Origin of the sequence: Pseudomonas laurylsulfativorans (genome assembly GCF_002906155.1) — a bacterium.
In the GTDB taxonomy this organism is placed as follows: Bacteria; Pseudomonadota; Gammaproteobacteria; order Pseudomonadales; family Pseudomonadaceae; genus Aquipseudomonas; species Aquipseudomonas laurylsulfativorans.
Window position 1 is genome coordinate 219287 of sequence record NZ_MUJK01000008.1, and the last position, 15247, is coordinate 234533.

Sequence of the window (15247 nt, forward strand, 5' to 3'; positions counted from 1 at the left end):
CTTTGGGAAACAGCTGCCCACCCGCACAGCCATAAAGCGTTGTAAATATGAATATTGCTGCTAGTGCTTTCATACGCCCTCCAATTTTTAAGAGCATAAAGTTTCAAGCCAGGGGATATATATAATTTCCTTCTGATTGTTTTGTGGGAAGTGTCTGATATATCGCCGAAACGTGTAGGACCGGAATCATGGATTGTGCGATTCCTGGTTATTCCTCAGGTAAAATCGGATATCTCACGTTTGAAGGATAGGCAAAAAAAAGCGCGGCCCTTGAGCCGCGCTTTTTTACGCCTGACCGTTACTGCGCCTTGGCATCCGTTGCCGGGGTCGCAGCCGGTTTGGTCGCTGGCTTCTTCGCCGGCTCAGCCTTCTTGACCGGTGCCTTGGCCGGAGCTTTTTTCGCCTCGGTCTTGGCTGGCGTTTTCGCCGGAGCCTTTTTGGCCGGCTCTGCTTTTACCGGAGTCGCAGGCTTCGGTGCTTCGACCGGAGCCGGTGCAACGGCCGGGGCAGGTGCTGGCACAGGAGCAGGTGCTACTGGCTCAGGTGCCTTGACCGGCTCTGGCTTCTTCTCGTCATCCGAGCCGCCGAACAGGTTGCTGAAGAAGTTGCCTTTCTTCGCCGCCATCGCACCAGCGCCCGCCGCCGCGGCGGCCGCGCCCACTTTCGCCGGTTCGAACGACTTGCCCGCCGCCAGGTCTTCAACCTGGCTGGCCGCTCGCTGACCGGTGCGCAGCGCGCCTTCCAGGGTGCCAGGGTACAGGGTGTCGGTGTGCTCGCCAGCGAAGGCTACGCGCTGAATCGGGCGTTCCCACACGCGCCAGAACTTGCTGATCTGGCCCGGACCAAAGGCCAGGTAAGCGCCGCCCATCGACGGGTCGGTGCTGTAGCGACGGATTTCATAGCCAGTGAACGAACCGCGAGCCTGTGGATAGAACGCGTGCAGGCGGATCAACACCTGATCGACCATCTGCTTGTCGCCGAACGCCTGCATCACCCGCGCATTGTCGCCGGACAGGTTGATCACCACGTTGGCACCGCCCTTCAGGGCAGGCTCGACCCACAACATGCCCAGGCCGGCGTTGCTGTAGATCTCACCGGACATGCGCGCCTTGCTTTCCCACACCGGCGTCTTGAACTTGAGCATGATCTGGTCGCGCCAACCGTAGTTGGTGCCCTTGATCGCCGCCAGGTGCTGGGCGTCCAGCGCCGGGGTCATCTGGATCTTGTTCAGGGCGCGCAGTGGCACGGCCAGCACGACGTAGTCAGCCTGATAACCGACGCTGTCGACTTTGACGGTCACACCGTCCTTGTCCTGAATGATCGCCGAGACCGGGGAGCTGGTCTTGATGATTTTCAGCTGCTTGACGAAGGCCTGGGCCAGCACCGGGCTGCCACCGACGAGGCGCGAGGCACGCAAGTCACGATCGGAAACACCACGGTAGACGCGGCTTTGCTGCGCGAAGTACAGCAGCGACAAGCGCGAAGGTTCGTCGTAGCGGGTACGGATCTGCTGGTTGATCAACTGGCGCGCGGTGGCCGGTAGGTTCTGCTTGTCGAGCCAGCTCGACACGTTGATCTGATCCAGCGCGTGCAGCGTGTTGTTGGCGGCCGGGTTCTGCGGATCGTCGATTGAGCGCGCCAGGTCATCCACAGTCTTGTCGAAGCGCTTGAGCGCTTCGGCGGTGGCCGGCTGTTTGGTCGCCAGGTCGGCGGCGGAGAAATACTCGCCATCGATCAGGTAGCTTGGGGTCCGCACGAACTCAGGGGCCGGCGTGGTGCTCAGCTTGAAGTTCGATACGTACTTGTTCAGTACCGGTTGGGCCTTGTCGTTGCCGATCCACTCGCTGGTGGCCATGCCGGAACGGCCGCCCAGGCTCGACTTGGCTTCCAGCAGAGTGACCTGCCAGCCCTTGTTCTGCAGCTCGTACGCAGCAGTCAGGCCCGACAGGCCGCCGCCGATCACGATCGCGGTTTTATCCTTGGCCAGCGCAGACACGCTGAACAGCCCCAACATCACCAGCGCACAGGCGCGCAGCCAACCGACAGACATTCAGCGAACTCCGGAATTACACGAGGAAAACAGCAGTATTTGCGAGCCAGACGGCTCAAGAACCGCGAAGGATACGTCAGCCTTCAAACACCCGCCAGCAACGTCTATCGGCCTGAACAAAGTAGCTCATTCGACACAATGGGTTGTCCCCGTGGCACGCATTGCATAGGCTTGCGCGATTGTTTGTCCGCGCAGGTAACGGACCGCCTCCAGGAGAGTGAAAATGGGCCTGAATAATCAGTGGATGCAACGCGATCTCGCCGTGCTCTGGCATCCCTGCACCCAGATGAAAGATCACGAGCAACTACCGCTGATCCCGATCAAGCGCGGGGAAGGTGTGTGGCTGGAAGACTTCGAAGGCAAACGCTACCTCGATGCGGTCAGCTCCTGGTGGGTGAACGTGTTCGGGCACGCCAACCCACGGATCAACCAGCGCATCAAGGACCAGGTCGACCAGCTCGAACACGTGATCCTTGCCGGCTTCAGTCATCAACCGGTGATCGAACTGTCCGAGCGCCTGGTGAAGATGACGCCGGAAGGCCTGACCCGGTGTTTCTACGCCGATAACGGCTCGTCCTGCATCGAAGTCGCGCTGAAAATGAGCTTTCACTACTGGCTCAATCGCGGTCAGCCAAACAAGAAGCGCTTCGTCACCCTGACCAACAGCTACCACGGCGAAACCATGGCGGCGATGTCGGTGGGCGACGTGCCGCTGTTCACCGAGACCTACAAAGCGCTGCTGATGGACACCATCAAAGTGCCGAGCCCGGATTGCTACCTGCGCCCCGAAGGCATGAGCTGGGAAGAGCATTCGCGCAATATGTTCGCCGCCATGGAGCAGACCCTGGCCGAAAACCACGACACGGTCGCGGCGGTGATCGTCGAGCCGCTGATCCAGGGCGCCGGCGGCATGCGCATGTACCACCCGGTGTACCTCAAGCTGTTGCGTGAAGCCTGCGACCGCTATGGCGTGCACCTGATCCACGACGAAATCGCCGTCGGCTTCGGTCGCACCGGAACGATGTTCGCCTGCGAACAGGCCGGTATCCGTCCAGACTTCCTGTGCCTGTCCAAAGCATTGACCGGCGGCTATCTGCCGCTGGCGGCGTGCATGACTACAGACGAGGTCTACAGCGCCTTCTACGACGACTACCCGACCCTGCGCGCCTTCCTGCACTCCCACAGCTACACCGGCAACCCGCTGGCGTGCGCGGCGGCATTGGCGACCCTGGACATCTTCGAAGAAGACAATGTCATCGAGAACAACAAGGCCCTGTCGCAGCGCATGGCTTCGTCCACTGCGCATCTGGTCGATCACCCGAATGTTTCGCAAGTGCGCCAGACCGGCATGGTGCTGGCCATCGAGATGGTCAAGGACAAGGCCAGCAAGGAAGCTTACCCGTGGCAGGAACGTCGCGGTCTGAAGGTGTTCCAGCACGCCCTGGAGCGCGGTGCTTTACTGCGGCCACTGGGTAGCGTGGTGTATTTCCTGCCGCCGTACGTGATCACCCCGGAGCAGATCGACTTCCTCGCCGAAGTGGCCAGCGAAGGGATCGACATTGCGACCCGTGACAGTGTCAGCGTGGCGGTACCAAAGGACTTCCATCCAGGGTTCCGTGATCCGGGCTGACAGTCACTGATTACCCTGTGGCGAGGGGGCTTGCCCCCGTTCGGCTGCGAAGCAGTCGTAAAACGGCCAATGCGTTTTAACTGATGCAACCCAATGGCCGAATTAGGGGCCGCTTCGCGCCCCAACGGGGGCAAGCCCCCTCGCCACAGAGGCCCGTCAGCCACAAATGCGACTCCGATCCAATTTTTAGAGATTCATCATGAGACTGTCCCGCTTCTTCATCGACGCCCCCCTGAGCACCGGCGAGCACGAGTTGCCCGAAGCCCAGGCCCATTACATCAGCCGTGTGCTGCGCATGGCCGAGGGTGATGCGTTGCAACTGTTCGACGGCTCGGGCCAAGAGTTTCGCGCCAGGCTGGTCGACGTCGGCAAAAAACGCGTGGTGGTGCAGATCGATGAAAGCTTCGCCGGGCAGGTCGAATCGCCGCTGCAAATCCATCTCGGCCAGGGCCTGTCCCGGGGCGAGCGCATGGACTGGGCGATTCAGAAAGCCACGGAACTTGGCGTCACTGAAATCACACCGATCTTCACCGAACGCTGCGAAGTCCGGCTCAAGGACGAACGCGCCGACAAACGCCTGCTGCACTGGCGTCAGGTGGCAATCAGCGCTTGCGAACAGTGCGGGCGCTCGCGAGTGCCGGTGATTCATCCGCCACTGTTGTTGGCTGACTGGCTGAAGCAGACGCAGGCTGAGTTGAAGCTGGTACTGCATCCGGTGGCCGAGCCCTTGGTGAGCCACGCCAAACCCTCAAGTCTGGCATTCCTGATCGGTCCGGAGGGCGGTTTGTCCGATGCCGAAGTCGATCAGGCCAAGGCCAGCGGCTTCCATGCCGCCCGCCTCGGCCCTCGGGTGTTGCGCACCGAGACCGCGCCGGTTGTGGCGTTGGCGGTGGCCCAGCAGCTTTGGGGTGACTTCTAGGACGCTATCGCTGACAAGCCAGCTCCTACAGGTATCGGGTTGCCGCCAACACCGTGACCGACATCAATCCTGTAGGAGCCGGCTTGAACTGGTCAAGTAATCCCGGACACCGATTACGGTGTTTATGCCGCTTTTTGCTCCATAGCTATTGGCGACAGGTAGTTGTTATAGCTGTGGAGCCTGGTGCGGTTGTAGTACATGAAGAAGCGCACCATGTCGGTTTTTGCTTCCTCGACCATGCTGTAGCCGCTGCGGGGAACCCATTCTGATTTCAGTGTGCCGAAAAAACGCTCTGTTGGAGCGTTGTCCCAGCACTGTCCGCGATGACTCATGCTTTGCAAAATGCCGTGGCGGGCCAGTTCTTCTTGAAACTTGCGGCTGGTGTACTGACAGCCCTGATCCGAGTGGAACATCAGCCCCGGCGGGCAGGTTCGTACCTCTGTCGCCATGCGTAGCGCCTTGCTGACCAAGTTGGCGTCATTGACTAGAGAGAATGCCCAGCCAATGACTCGACGAGCAAACAGGTCAATTACGATGGCCAGGTGAACCCAGCGCTTGCCCACCATCAAACTGGTAACGTCGCCACACCAGACCTGATCAACAGCAGTCGGTTTGAAGTTGCGTTTGAGTCGATTAGGCGCAACAAATGCTTCAACCCCCTTGGACCTGAATGGATGCGGCTGGCGTTGTTTACTGACAATGTTTGCCTCCCTCATCAGCGCTCTGACAAGACTCCTTCCGACCGCTATGTTTTGCGAATTCAGGCCCTTGCTGATCATCCTGGAGCCCATGGCTTCACGGCTTTCGCTGTGAAGCTCAACCACTTTCAGCTTGAGCTCCTCGCGTCTGACCTGCGGCTTGGCGAGCCGCTGAAGCCACTCATAAAAGCTGCTGCGCTTCACATCGAAAACACGACACAGCAAGGCGGTCGGGAATGACTCTCTAAGCTCCGCAATCATCGAAAACGATCGGGATCCGACATCAAGAGAGCGGTAGCCTTTTTTAAGATCTCGGCTTCCATCTCCATGCGCTTGATCTTGGCTTTTAACTCCTGGATCTGGCGCTGATCCTCGGTAATCGCCTTGGTGCCTTTGACTGGCTGTCCCTCGCGTTCCTTGCGAACCTGATCGACCCAGCGCCGTAAAGCGGTGGGCCCAATATCCAGCGATGCACAAACATCTGGAACCGGACAGTTATCATCAAGCACCATGCTGGCAGCCTGAAGCTTGAACTCGCGGGTGTAGACCTTTCTTTCGTTCATGGAACCTCCAAGTTGGCGAAATCATATCGCCCTTAAGAGGTGTCCGGAATAATTAGGCCAGTTCAGCTTGCCGGCGATAGGCGTTACACGGTCTAGAGGACATAAAAGAATATCGCCACAAAGTGCAGCAAACTCCCCGCGATCACGAACAAATGCCAGATCCCATGGGCATGCCGCAGCCGGTCGTCCAGGGCAAAAAAGATAATCCCCACGGTGTACAACACACCGCCCGAGGCCAGCCACGCAAACCCGGCGCCGCCCAATGCCGCGAGTAACGGCTTGACCGCCACCAGCACAATCCAGCCCATCACCGCGTAAATCACGATCGACAGAATCCGCGCTTCCGAACGCGGCTTGATCTCCTGCAGGATGCCAATCAGCGCCAGCCCCCAGACGATCCCGAATAACGTCCAGCCCCACGGCCCACGCAGGGTCACCAGGCAGAATGGCGTGTAGCTGCCGGCGATCAACAGATAGATCGAAAAGTGATCGACCTTCTGCATGATCGCTTTCTTGCGCCCGCGCACGCTGTGGTACACGGTCGATGCGCTGTAAAGCACCAGCAAGGTAAAGGCGTAGATCGCCATGCTGACGATCTTCCACGGGCTGCCGTCGAGACTGGCCAGCACAATCAGCCACACCCCGCCGACAAACGCCGCCACGGCCCCGACCAGATGCGTCCAGGCGTTCAGTCTTTCCCCGTGATACATGCGTTACTCACCTCGAAATTCATTGCCGCAGAGCGCAAGGCTCGGGCCTGGAGCATAAAAGCGCAATGTTACAGAACCCAAATCCCCTGTAGGAGCCGGCTTGCCGGCGATGGAGCCATGGAATTTTGCGCTGTTTTCAAGCTTGCTATCGCTGGCAAGCCAGCGCTTACAAAGGTCCGTGAATACCGGGCACAATCGACCGATACCAAAAAGAGTCCGCCCCATGCTGATCGATGAAGAGTTGACCCTGAAAAAACTCGAGGTGTTCCTGGCTTTCATGCGTACCGGCAACCTGGCACGGGCCGCTGCCGAGTTGCAGACCAGCAACGTCAGCGTACATCGGGCGATTCATTCCCTGGAAAGCGCCCTGCGCTGCCCGTTGTTCAAGCACGAAGGCCGCAACCTGACGCCGCTGGAAAGCGCGTATGTGCTGGAAGAGCGAGCGCAGAAGCTGATTCAGGAGGTCGTCGAAAGTGTGCGCCTGACCCGCGAAGCCGCCGGGTTCTCCGCTGAGCGCTTTAAACTCGGCTCGCTGTATTCACTGACGGTGAAGACCGTGCCGCAGCTGATCATGGGTTTGAAGATCCGCCGCAGCGAGCTCAACATCGACCTGATTCTGGGCTCCAATATCGACCTGCTCTACAAGCTCAAGAACATGGAAGTCGATGCCGCCCTGGTGTCGCTGGACGAGACTGTCAACGATCCGGATTGCGAGCAGATCCCGCTGTTTTCCGACGACATCTTCCTCGCCACCCCCGCCGACTCGAAGTTTGCCCAGCGAACCGAAGTCGACCTGGCCGAAGTCCGCGACGAAACCTTCATCACCCTGACCCAGGGCTTCGCCACCCATCAGGACGGCAAGCGGGTATTCGAGCAGGCAGGGTTCGAGCCAAAGGTGGCGATGCAGGTCAACGACATCTTCACCCTGCTGAGCATGGTCAGTTCGGGCGTGGGTTATGCGTTGCTGCCGGGGCGGATTGCGGCGGTCTACGAGAACCGGGTGAAGCTGATCCCGTTGCAGGAAAAGTACCGGTTGCAGCAGCACATTGGCGTGGTGTTCTTGAAGGCCAAGGAGCGTGATCCGAATCTGCTGGCGTTGCTGGCGGAGTGTCGGATGTATGCCAATCGGCAGGTTTGAAACTGAGTCGCCTGCATCGCGGGCAAGCCTCGCTCCCACAGGAACTGCGCTGTCCCTGTGGGAGCGGGCTTGCCCGCGATGGCGTCGGTACGGTCAGCCCACAATCCCGCGAACAATAAAGAACAACAACGAAGGCCCCAGCAAGCAGCCAAGCCCGGTGTGGAAGGTCGCGGTCAACGCGCCATAAGGCACCAGGCGCCGGTCCGTCGCCGCCAAACCGGCGGTCACGCCACTGACAGTCCCGGCCAGCCCACCGAACACCATCGCCGAGCGCGGGTTATCCAGGCCCATCCAGCGCGCCGCCATCGGCGTGCCGACCATCACCAGAATCGCCTTGATCAGGCCGGTGGCAATCGACAGCGCCACCACATCGGAACTGGCGCCAATCGCCGCGCCGGTCACCGGCCCGACGATGTAAGTCACCGCACCTGCGCCAATGGTGGTCATGCTCACCGCATCGCGATAACCGAAGGCCCAGGCCATGCACGCGCCGACAATAAACGGCAGCACCGTGCCCAACAGCAGCGCGATCACACCGATCAAACCGGCCTTTTTCGCTTCGGTGGCCTGCACCTCGAATGCCGTGGCAACGATGGCGAAGTCCCGCAGCATGGCGCCGCCCATCAGACCGATGCCGGAAAACAGCGTCAAGTCCGCCAGGCCTTTTTGCCCGCCGGTCATCGTGCCGCCGACCCAGGCCAGTACCAGGCCGATGACGATGGCAATCGCCGAACCGTGGATGCGTCCGAAGGTCAGGCGTTTGGAGATCACCACTGACACCCACATGATCACGCCGACAAAGGCGAATGCGGTGACCAGACCGTTGTGCTCCAGACCGTTCTTGATGAGATCCCACATATCAGCGACCTCCCACTGGAGTGCCAACCGGCGTTAGATCCGCCGGTTCATCGGGCAAGGGTTCGCCTTTGTGGGTCCGGCTGATCAAGGCAATGGTGCAGCCGCAGATCACCACCGAACCGATCGCCGCCAACACCGCCACCGGACCACCGTGCAACGCCGTGACCACGTTCTGCTGCGCCGCCATCGCCACCACCACCGGGATATACATGGCGCCCCAGAAGCCGACGCCCAGCTCGCAATCCTTGGTCATGCCGCCACGCTTGTGCATCCACAACCGTGCGCAAATCAGCAGGATCATCGCGATCCCGACACCGCCGACGTTTGACTTCACACCCAGCAACACACCGAGCATGTCACCCATGATCACCCCTGCCAGCGTACAGATCGCCAACAGCGCCACACCGTAAATAATCATTGTTGTAGTCCTCAAAGTGCATTTCGAATGTTGTTTTTGTTGTTCGAAGCCTGAGTCGGTTTTAGGAGTGGTGACTGCCCTCCTCTCGCATCAGCGCCTGCAAGGTATCGAGCCGCGCACCGTCGAAAGCAATCACGGTGCCCTGCTCGAACACCCGGCGCGCCAGCCCGGTGAGCACCGCGCCGGGCGGCAGTTCGATCTGTAGACGTACGCCGCGCTCGTAGGCGCTTTGTACCGTGCCGCGCCAATCGACGATGCGGCACATGTTGAAGGCCAGGTCGTCACGCAAGGCTTCAGGCTTGATCAGCGGACGCGCGCGACTGCCACTGAGGTAGCCGATCGTCGGTGTTTGCATCGACACGCTGGCGAAGGCTTCGGCCAGGCGTTGCGCGGGTGCCTCAAGCAATGGGCAATGGGACGGCACGCTCACTGCCAGACGCTTGGCCAGGCCAGCCCCGCAACCTTTCGCCAACTCCGCCACCGCTTTCATAGCCGCATCACTACCGGCAATTACCACTTGGTTATCGGCGTTGATATTGGCCAGATAAACCGGCATTGGCGCGCTGTGCACCTGGGCCAGAAGCCCCTCCACCGTGGCCAGTTCGAGACCGATGATCGCCGTCATGCCGTAGCCTTGTGGATAAGCCTGCTGCATCAGCTCACCGCGCAGGCTGACCAGATGCAACGCATCGCTGAAACTCAAGGCACCGGCCACCACTGCTGCCGGGTAGGCACCGATCGACAAGCCGGCCACGTAGTCCGCAGTCATGTCCAACTGGCGTGAAGCGGCGACGCCAGCGATCAGCAGGCAAAGCTGCACCGCCCTCGTCGACTGCAACGCCTCGGCGGAATCCAGCTGCGTGACATCCTCACCCAGCAGATCGCTCGCCTCGGTCAACGTTTGCCGAGGCAAACGCGCCAGCATCCCGGGTTGTTGCGCGCCCTGGCCGGGGAACACCAGCAAGCTGCTCACGCTGCTTGCTCCTGTGGGTTCCACGGATCAGTGACCAGACTGGCCTGAGTGGCATTTTTCAGCAGGACCCGCGACGAAGCACTGGCCCATTCGCGCAAGGCAACGGCGCCCGAAGGTGTCTGCAACTGCAGGTCCACGCGGCACACGGACGTATCGAGAACGGCCACCAGCGCCTGCGCGTCGACACGACTCAACGGACATGGCGTACGCAGAATCAGATCGAGGTCGCTGCCCTCGTGCAACGCGGCAAATCCACTGGCCAACTCGAACCCGGCGCTGCCGCTGACACCCCAGACCCAACCACTGTCATCGAGGTGCGGGCGCAGTTGCGCCAAGGCTCGCAGCGCCGGGAAATCACGCCTGCCTTGAACATGGCAGAGTTCTTCCGGCCGCACCCGCCGCGTGATGGCGGCGACGTCCATCAGCGTCGCAAATCGCTGTTCACGCAACGACCCGCGCACGCCCACCGCCACCTGCCCCACCGCGCTCAAGGCGCGACGGACCACCACCGGCTGACCGGCACTGATCGACTCAATCACCCACGCAGGCGCATCCGCAGGCAATTGCTGCGGGGTCATCCCCCACAGCAGGTCGTGAGCCAGAAGCGCATTCACCACTGCGCTCTCAGCAATTGGCGAACCTTGCTCGAAGCCGCACGATTACTCGCACCGAGGCGACCGCTCAGATCACGACCACCGGCGGCCACATCGTCAATCGCCTGATGCAGGCAATCGGTCACCCGCGCCAGATGCGCCGCAGTCGGCTGCTCAATCTGCTCCACCGACAGGGTTTCCCACAGCAGCCCGAGGCTGGCATAGCTATCGATGTCGTAGGCCATGGGCGGCACGCTGGCAGCCAGGGCTTCGAGTTCCTCGACGCTGCGCAAGGTCACCCGCGCCGCCGATGCCTTGCCCATGGCGTGCACCATGACTCCCGGATCGCGCAAGGCAATCAAGCGGTTGGCCTGATAGCCGTGGGCCAGAAACGCGCCCGACATCGCCTTGCCCACCAGCAGACCGATCACCGCATGACCGGCCAGACGGGCACGGGCATAACTGTCCGCCGCAGCGGCCAGCGCCTGATGAATGCCGAGGGCCTCTTCGCGCCGACCATAGGCTTGGCTCGGCACGTCGACGATGGCGATCAGGGCGCGTTTGTGTGCCTTGCTCTGATCAGCGGCGATGACTTCATCCACGGCCTTGGCCAGGCCCCAGCCTTCGAGCAAGCCCACTTCGCCGTTACGTGCACGGACGAAGCGGTTTTCCGGGTCGGCCACCACCGCGATGAAACGCACAGGCTGATCGCCCAGCACGGCGTCTGCGACCTTCAGCGAAGCCGGCAAACCCTCGACCGCTTTCGCCCCGGTGCTCAAGGCGTTGAACCAGTTCAAACCTCGCAGGGAATACGAACTCATGGGCGTTCTCCTTGGTACAGGTCGCGAACCATTGACGGTTCGATTTGCGGTTCGGCGTCCAGACGCGCCAGGCGTTGCAGGAACAGCTCGGCCTGACGACTGCGCGGTTGCGCCGGCAAACCTTGCTGGAACAACTCACCCAGCTGTTGGCGGATCTGCGCCACGTCGTCGGCAACATAGCGATCCACCAGACCACTGGCGAAACGCTGCTCGCCACCGGTCAGGCTCCAGATGAAGGGCCGGTCGCGTGAGTCGTACTCTGCAAGCCCGGCCTCCTGCTCGATCACCTGCGGACCGTTCAGGCCGAGTCGCGCTTCCTGAGTGACCAACAGGTAGCTGCACAACCCGGCGGCAATCGACATGCCGCCAAAGCACCCGACGCTGCCCGCCACCACACCGACCACGGGCTGGTACTGCTGCAAGTCGACAATGGCGGCGTGAATATCCGCAATCGCCGCCAGGCCGAGGTTGGCTTCCTGCAAGCGCACGCCGCCGGTTTCCAACAGCAGCACAGCGCGGGTCGCAATGCCGTTGCGGTTGTCTTCGGCGGCCAGTTCCAGTGCGCCGGCAATTTTTGCCCCGCCGACTTCACCGAGGCTGCCGCCCTGGAACGCGCCTTCGATGGCCGCGATCACCACCGGCAAACCATCGAGGTTGCCCTTGGCGATCACTACACCGTCATCGGCTTGCGGCACCACGCCCTGGCGTGACAGCCACGGCGACATGATCCGTTGAAAGGGGTCGAGCAGTTCGCGGAAGGTGCCGGCGTCGAGCAAGGCTTTCGCCCGCTGCCGCGCACCGAGTTCGACAAAGCTGTGCTTGTTCAGCAGGGATGCGCTGTCAGTCATGGCCGATCTCCTCGAAGCCCTGTTCCAGACGCAGGCGCACCACGCCCGGCGTCGCACCGAAATCGTGGATGTCGATGTCCATCGCCGGCGGCGTCTGGCCATCGAACATCCGTGCGAACAGGTGCTGCCAGCGTTGTTCGCTGCCATTGACCGAGGTCTGCACGTTGATCGTCAGCTTGCCGGCCTGACCCGGTTCGATCAGCACTTCCAGATCACCCGAGCCGACACAACCCACCAGGGTGCGGCCACGTGGCGGCTGCCCGGCAGGGAATTCAAAGGATAAGGTTTCCATCAAAACACTCCCTGGATGAGGCCGTCGCCAGACTCGATACGGTCGATGAACAGACAGGCTGCGAGCAGATCGGCAGCACCGCCAGGTGAGGCGTTCAACGCGATGAGTTGTTGGTCCAGCTCATGCAGGCGGCGACGCCCGCCGAGGCTGGCACTGCCACCCGCATCGAGTACTGCCTTGGCGCCCCGTTGCATGGTGTTTAGCCCCTCTTCGCCCGCGCGGTAGAGCACGCAGGTGTCGGCCAGATTCGTCATGATCGCCAGCAGCGCATCGAGCCGGGCGTTCTGCTCGCCATGACCGGCGGCGCGGCTGCGCTGCAGTTGTGGCAGTGCACGTTGGGTCACTGCCCGGAAACCGAGTTGCGCTTCTTCACGGGCACCGCGAGCGCCGTAGCGTTGGGCGACTTGCGCACCGTGACTGAGCGGACGCGGTGCAAAACGGTCGTCGAGCAAGGCCAACCGCGCAGCACGTAACGCCACGCTATGTGCTCTGCAGGATTGAGGCTCCAGCGCCACGGCAGTGACCAACAGGCCTAAGGCCCAGATCGCCCCGCGATGGGTGTTTACGCCGCCGGTGGTGTCGAGCATCGCCTGCTCGCCTTCGCGACCGATGCGGCCCACGGCTTCGCGCAGGGGCAAGCCCACTTCGCCGAACTCGATGGCTGCTTCAGCCATTTCTTTAAAAGCCGGCCACAAGGACAACGCCGAAGCGTGCATCAGCCCCAGGTGCAGATCAGTGTGGGCGCCATTGCCGCGACGATCGACCAATGCCGGTTTCGGCGACAGATCGGCCTCGTCGATCAGCGCATCCACTGCCAGGTCCGCCAGCCGTTCGACCAGGCTCAGGTTTTTGGGTTGCAGGTTAAGTGCGTGCATTACCAGCTCCTGAATTTGGCGGGCGGGTTGTAGAGACCACCGGACCACTCCACCAGATCGGCCACGCTTTTCGCCGCGAGCAGTTCGCGGGTGGCGTCGGTGCGGCGGATGCCGAGGTCTTCGGGCAAGGCGATCAGGCCTTCGCGGCGCATGCGCGCGGTGTCTTTGGGGTTGTGACGCAGGCCGATGGCAGTCACCCCGGCGACAGCGGCGATCATCGCCTGGCGCTCTTCCAGCGAGCGCGCCTTGTACAGGTAGGCGATGCCTTCTTCGGTCAACAAGTGGGTGACGTCGTCGCCGTAGACCATGATTGGCGCCAACGGCATGCCGCTTTTTTTCGCCACATCCACCGCATCGAGAGTTTCGACGAAGGTCGGTTTGCCGCCCTCCTGGAAGGTCTCGACCATCTGCACCACAAGTTTCTTGCCGCGTTCGAGCATCGGCTCGGCCACATCGGTGTTGCGCATGTCGAGCCAGGCCGGCGTGCCGTGGCGACGACCGCGCGGGTCGTGGCCCATGTTCGGCGCTCCACCGAAACCGGCCAGGCGCCCGCGAGTCACGGTGGACGAATGGCCGTCGCCATCGACTTGCAAAGTCGCGCCGATGAACAGGTCCACGGCGTATTGCCCGGCCAGTTGGCTGAACATCCGGTTGGAACGCAGGGAGCCGTCGCGCCCGGTGAAGAACACATCCGGCCGCGCCGCAATGTAGTTCTCCATCCCCAGCTCGGTGCCGAAGCAATGCACGCTTTCGACCCAACCGCTTTCAATCGCCGGGATCAGGGTCGGGTGCGGGTTGAGCGTCCAGTTACGGCAGATCTTGCCTTTGAGGCCGAGGGATTCGCCGTAGGTCGGCAGGATCAGTTCGATGGCAGCGGTGTTGAAACCGATGCCGTGGTTAAGTGACTGCACATTGTGTTTTTCGTAGATCCCGCGAATCGCCATCATCGCCATCAGCACGTGCACAGGCTTGATGTGCCGAGGGTCGCGAGTGAACAGCGGTTCGATGTAGAACGGCTTGTCGGCCACCACCACGAAGTCGACCCAGGACGCCGGGATGTCGACGCGTGGCAAGTCGCTGACGTCGTCCACCAACTGGTTGACCTGGACGATGACGATGCCGTCGCTGAAGGCCGCCGGCTCAATCAGCGCCGGGGTGTCTTCGGTACTTGGCCCGGTATAGATGTTGCCGGCGCGGTCAGCCATGAACCCGGCCGAGAGCACGACGTTGGGAATCAGGTCTACCACCAGCCGTGCGTAGAGTTCGATGTAGGTGTGAATCGCGCCGATTTCCAACAGACCATCTTCGAGCAACTGGCTGATACGCAGGCTTTGGGTGCCGGCAAAAGAGAAGTCGAGCTTGCGGGCGATGCCGCGTTCGAACAGGTCCAGGTGCTCGGCGCGCCCGACGCTGGGCATGATCATGTGCAGGTCATGCAGCTTCGCGGGGTCGGCCTTGGCCAGTGAGCGCGAGAGGAAATCCGCCTGCTTCTGGTTGTTGCCTTCGAGCACCACGCGGTCGCCGGGCAGGATCAACGCCTCCAGCGCCGCGACGATATTATCGGTGGGCAACACCACACCGTCGGCAAGACCTCGCACCAGCTCGAGACGCCGCTGCTTTTCGCTGCGCCGCCGCGTCCATCGCGAGTCGGGGGATATTGTTGTTGTCATGACCACTCCACGGGTTCGCTGTCGTGGGAGTCACCTTAGGAGTGTTGAGTGGGGGCATCAATCAAGCAGAGTGGTGGATCGTTACGCTTAGGGTAATGGTTACTTGGACTGACGCCTTCGCGAGCAGGCTCGCTCCCACAGGGGACCGCATTCCAATGTGGGAGCGAGCCCGCTCGCGAAGGCGCCAGTGC

Annotated in this window: 16 protein-coding genes; 3 read left to right on the forward strand and 13 right to left on the reverse strand. The window is 61.5% G+C overall.

What is annotated here, in order from left to right; all coding sequences use genetic code 11:
- Window positions 1-298: 298 nt before the first annotated feature.
- On the reverse strand, window positions 299-2050 hold the full coding sequence (locus tag B0D71_RS22920; RefSeq protein WP_103396745.1) for a flavin monoamine oxidase family protein: 1752 nt from the start codon (window positions 2048-2050) through the stop codon (window positions 299-301).
- Between the two features lie 223 nt (window positions 2051-2273).
- On the opposite strand from B0D71_RS22920, the gene B0D71_RS22925 reads away from it, so the two are divergent.
- Both B0D71_RS22925 and B0D71_RS22935 read left to right on the forward strand, forming a co-directional pair.
- Window positions 2274-3680 (forward strand): adenosylmethionine--8-amino-7-oxononanoate transaminase, encoded by a 1407-nt coding sequence (locus B0D71_RS22925; RefSeq protein WP_103396746.1) that lies wholly within the window; start codon window positions 2274-2276, stop codon window positions 3678-3680.
- A gap of 199 nt (window positions 3681-3879) precedes the next feature.
- Window positions 3880-4599 carry a 16S rRNA (uracil(1498)-N(3))-methyltransferase gene (locus tag B0D71_RS22935; protein ID WP_103396747.1) on the forward strand — a complete coding sequence of 240 codons (720 nt, stop codon included), beginning with the start codon at window positions 3880-3882 and terminating at the stop codon, window positions 4597-4599.
- Between the two features lie 122 nt (window positions 4600-4721).
- On the opposite strand, the gene B0D71_RS22940 is transcribed toward B0D71_RS22935, so the two are convergent.
- The 3 genes from B0D71_RS22940 to trhA form a co-directional block, all read right to left on the reverse strand.
- On the reverse strand, window positions 4722-5558 hold the full coding sequence (locus B0D71_RS22940) for an IS3 family transposase (RefSeq protein WP_240635652.1): 837 nt from the start codon (window positions 5556-5558) through the stop codon (window positions 4722-4724).
- Entirely contained in the window at window positions 5555-5860 is a 306-nt protein-coding gene (locus B0D71_RS31920) for a transposase (protein ID WP_240635653.1), read from the reverse strand. Before B0D71_RS31920 ends, B0D71_RS22940 begins: the two co-directional genes overlap by 4 nt.
- A 92-nt stretch (window positions 5861-5952) precedes the next feature.
- Entirely contained in the window at window positions 5953-6570 is a 618-nt protein-coding gene (gene trhA / locus B0D71_RS22945) for a PAQR family membrane homeostasis protein TrhA (RefSeq protein WP_103396748.1), read from the reverse strand.
- A 223-nt stretch (window positions 6571-6793) separates the two neighbouring features.
- On the opposite strand from trhA, the gene B0D71_RS22950 reads away from it, so the two are divergent.
- On the forward strand, window positions 6794-7708 hold the full coding sequence (locus tag B0D71_RS22950) for a LysR family transcriptional regulator (RefSeq protein ID WP_103396749.1): 915 nt from the start codon (window positions 6794-6796) through the stop codon (window positions 7706-7708).
- Between the two features lie 93 nt (window positions 7709-7801).
- Here the strand turns inward: B0D71_RS22950 and madM are convergent, their stop codons facing one another.
- The 9 genes from madM to mdcA form a co-directional block, all read right to left on the reverse strand.
- Entirely contained in the window at window positions 7802-8566 is a 765-nt protein-coding gene (gene madM, locus B0D71_RS22955) for a malonate transporter subunit MadM (protein WP_103396750.1), read from the reverse strand.
- A 1-nt stretch (window position 8567) separates the two neighbouring features.
- Entirely contained in the window at window positions 8568-8984 is a 417-nt protein-coding gene (gene madL / locus B0D71_RS22960) for a malonate transporter subunit MadL (RefSeq protein ID WP_103396751.1), read from the reverse strand.
- 61 nt (window positions 8985-9045) lie between these two features.
- Window positions 9046-9957 carry a malonate decarboxylase subunit epsilon gene (mdcH, locus tag B0D71_RS22965; RefSeq protein WP_103396752.1) on the reverse strand — a complete coding sequence of 304 codons (912 nt, stop codon included), beginning with the start codon at window positions 9955-9957 and terminating at the stop codon, window positions 9046-9048.
- The gene (locus tag B0D71_RS22970; protein ID WP_103396753.1) at window positions 9954-10574 is read right to left on the reverse strand and encodes a malonate decarboxylase holo-ACP synthase; all 621 of its coding nucleotides are present in this window, start codon (window positions 10572-10574) and stop codon (window positions 9954-9956) included. Before B0D71_RS22970 ends, mdcH begins: the two co-directional genes overlap by 4 nt.
- A complete protein-coding gene (gene mdcE, locus B0D71_RS22975; RefSeq protein WP_103396754.1) occupies window positions 10568-11371 on the reverse strand; it encodes a biotin-independent malonate decarboxylase subunit gamma in 804 nt (267 codons plus the stop codon). The genes B0D71_RS22970 and mdcE overlap by 7 nt, the downstream gene beginning before the upstream one ends.
- A complete protein-coding gene (locus tag B0D71_RS22980; RefSeq protein WP_103396755.1) occupies window positions 11368-12219 on the reverse strand; it encodes a biotin-independent malonate decarboxylase subunit beta in 852 nt (283 codons plus the stop codon). The genes mdcE and B0D71_RS22980 overlap by 4 nt, the downstream gene beginning before the upstream one ends.
- Window positions 12212-12511, reverse strand: a complete 300-nt coding sequence (locus B0D71_RS22985) for a malonate decarboxylase subunit delta (RefSeq protein ID WP_007975424.1) — start codon at window positions 12509-12511, stop codon at window positions 12212-12214. Before B0D71_RS22985 ends, B0D71_RS22980 begins: the two co-directional genes overlap by 8 nt.
- A complete protein-coding gene (locus tag B0D71_RS22990) occupies window positions 12511-13386 on the reverse strand; it encodes a triphosphoribosyl-dephospho-CoA synthase (RefSeq protein ID WP_103396756.1) in 876 nt (291 codons plus the stop codon). The genes B0D71_RS22985 and B0D71_RS22990 overlap by 1 nt, the downstream gene beginning before the upstream one ends.
- Window positions 13386-15056, reverse strand: coding sequence for a malonate decarboxylase subunit alpha (mdcA, locus tag B0D71_RS22995; RefSeq protein WP_007987781.1), 1671 nt, complete (start codon window positions 15054-15056; stop codon window positions 13386-13388). The genes B0D71_RS22990 and mdcA overlap by 1 nt, the downstream gene beginning before the upstream one ends.
- Window positions 15057-15247 lie beyond the last annotated feature (191 nt).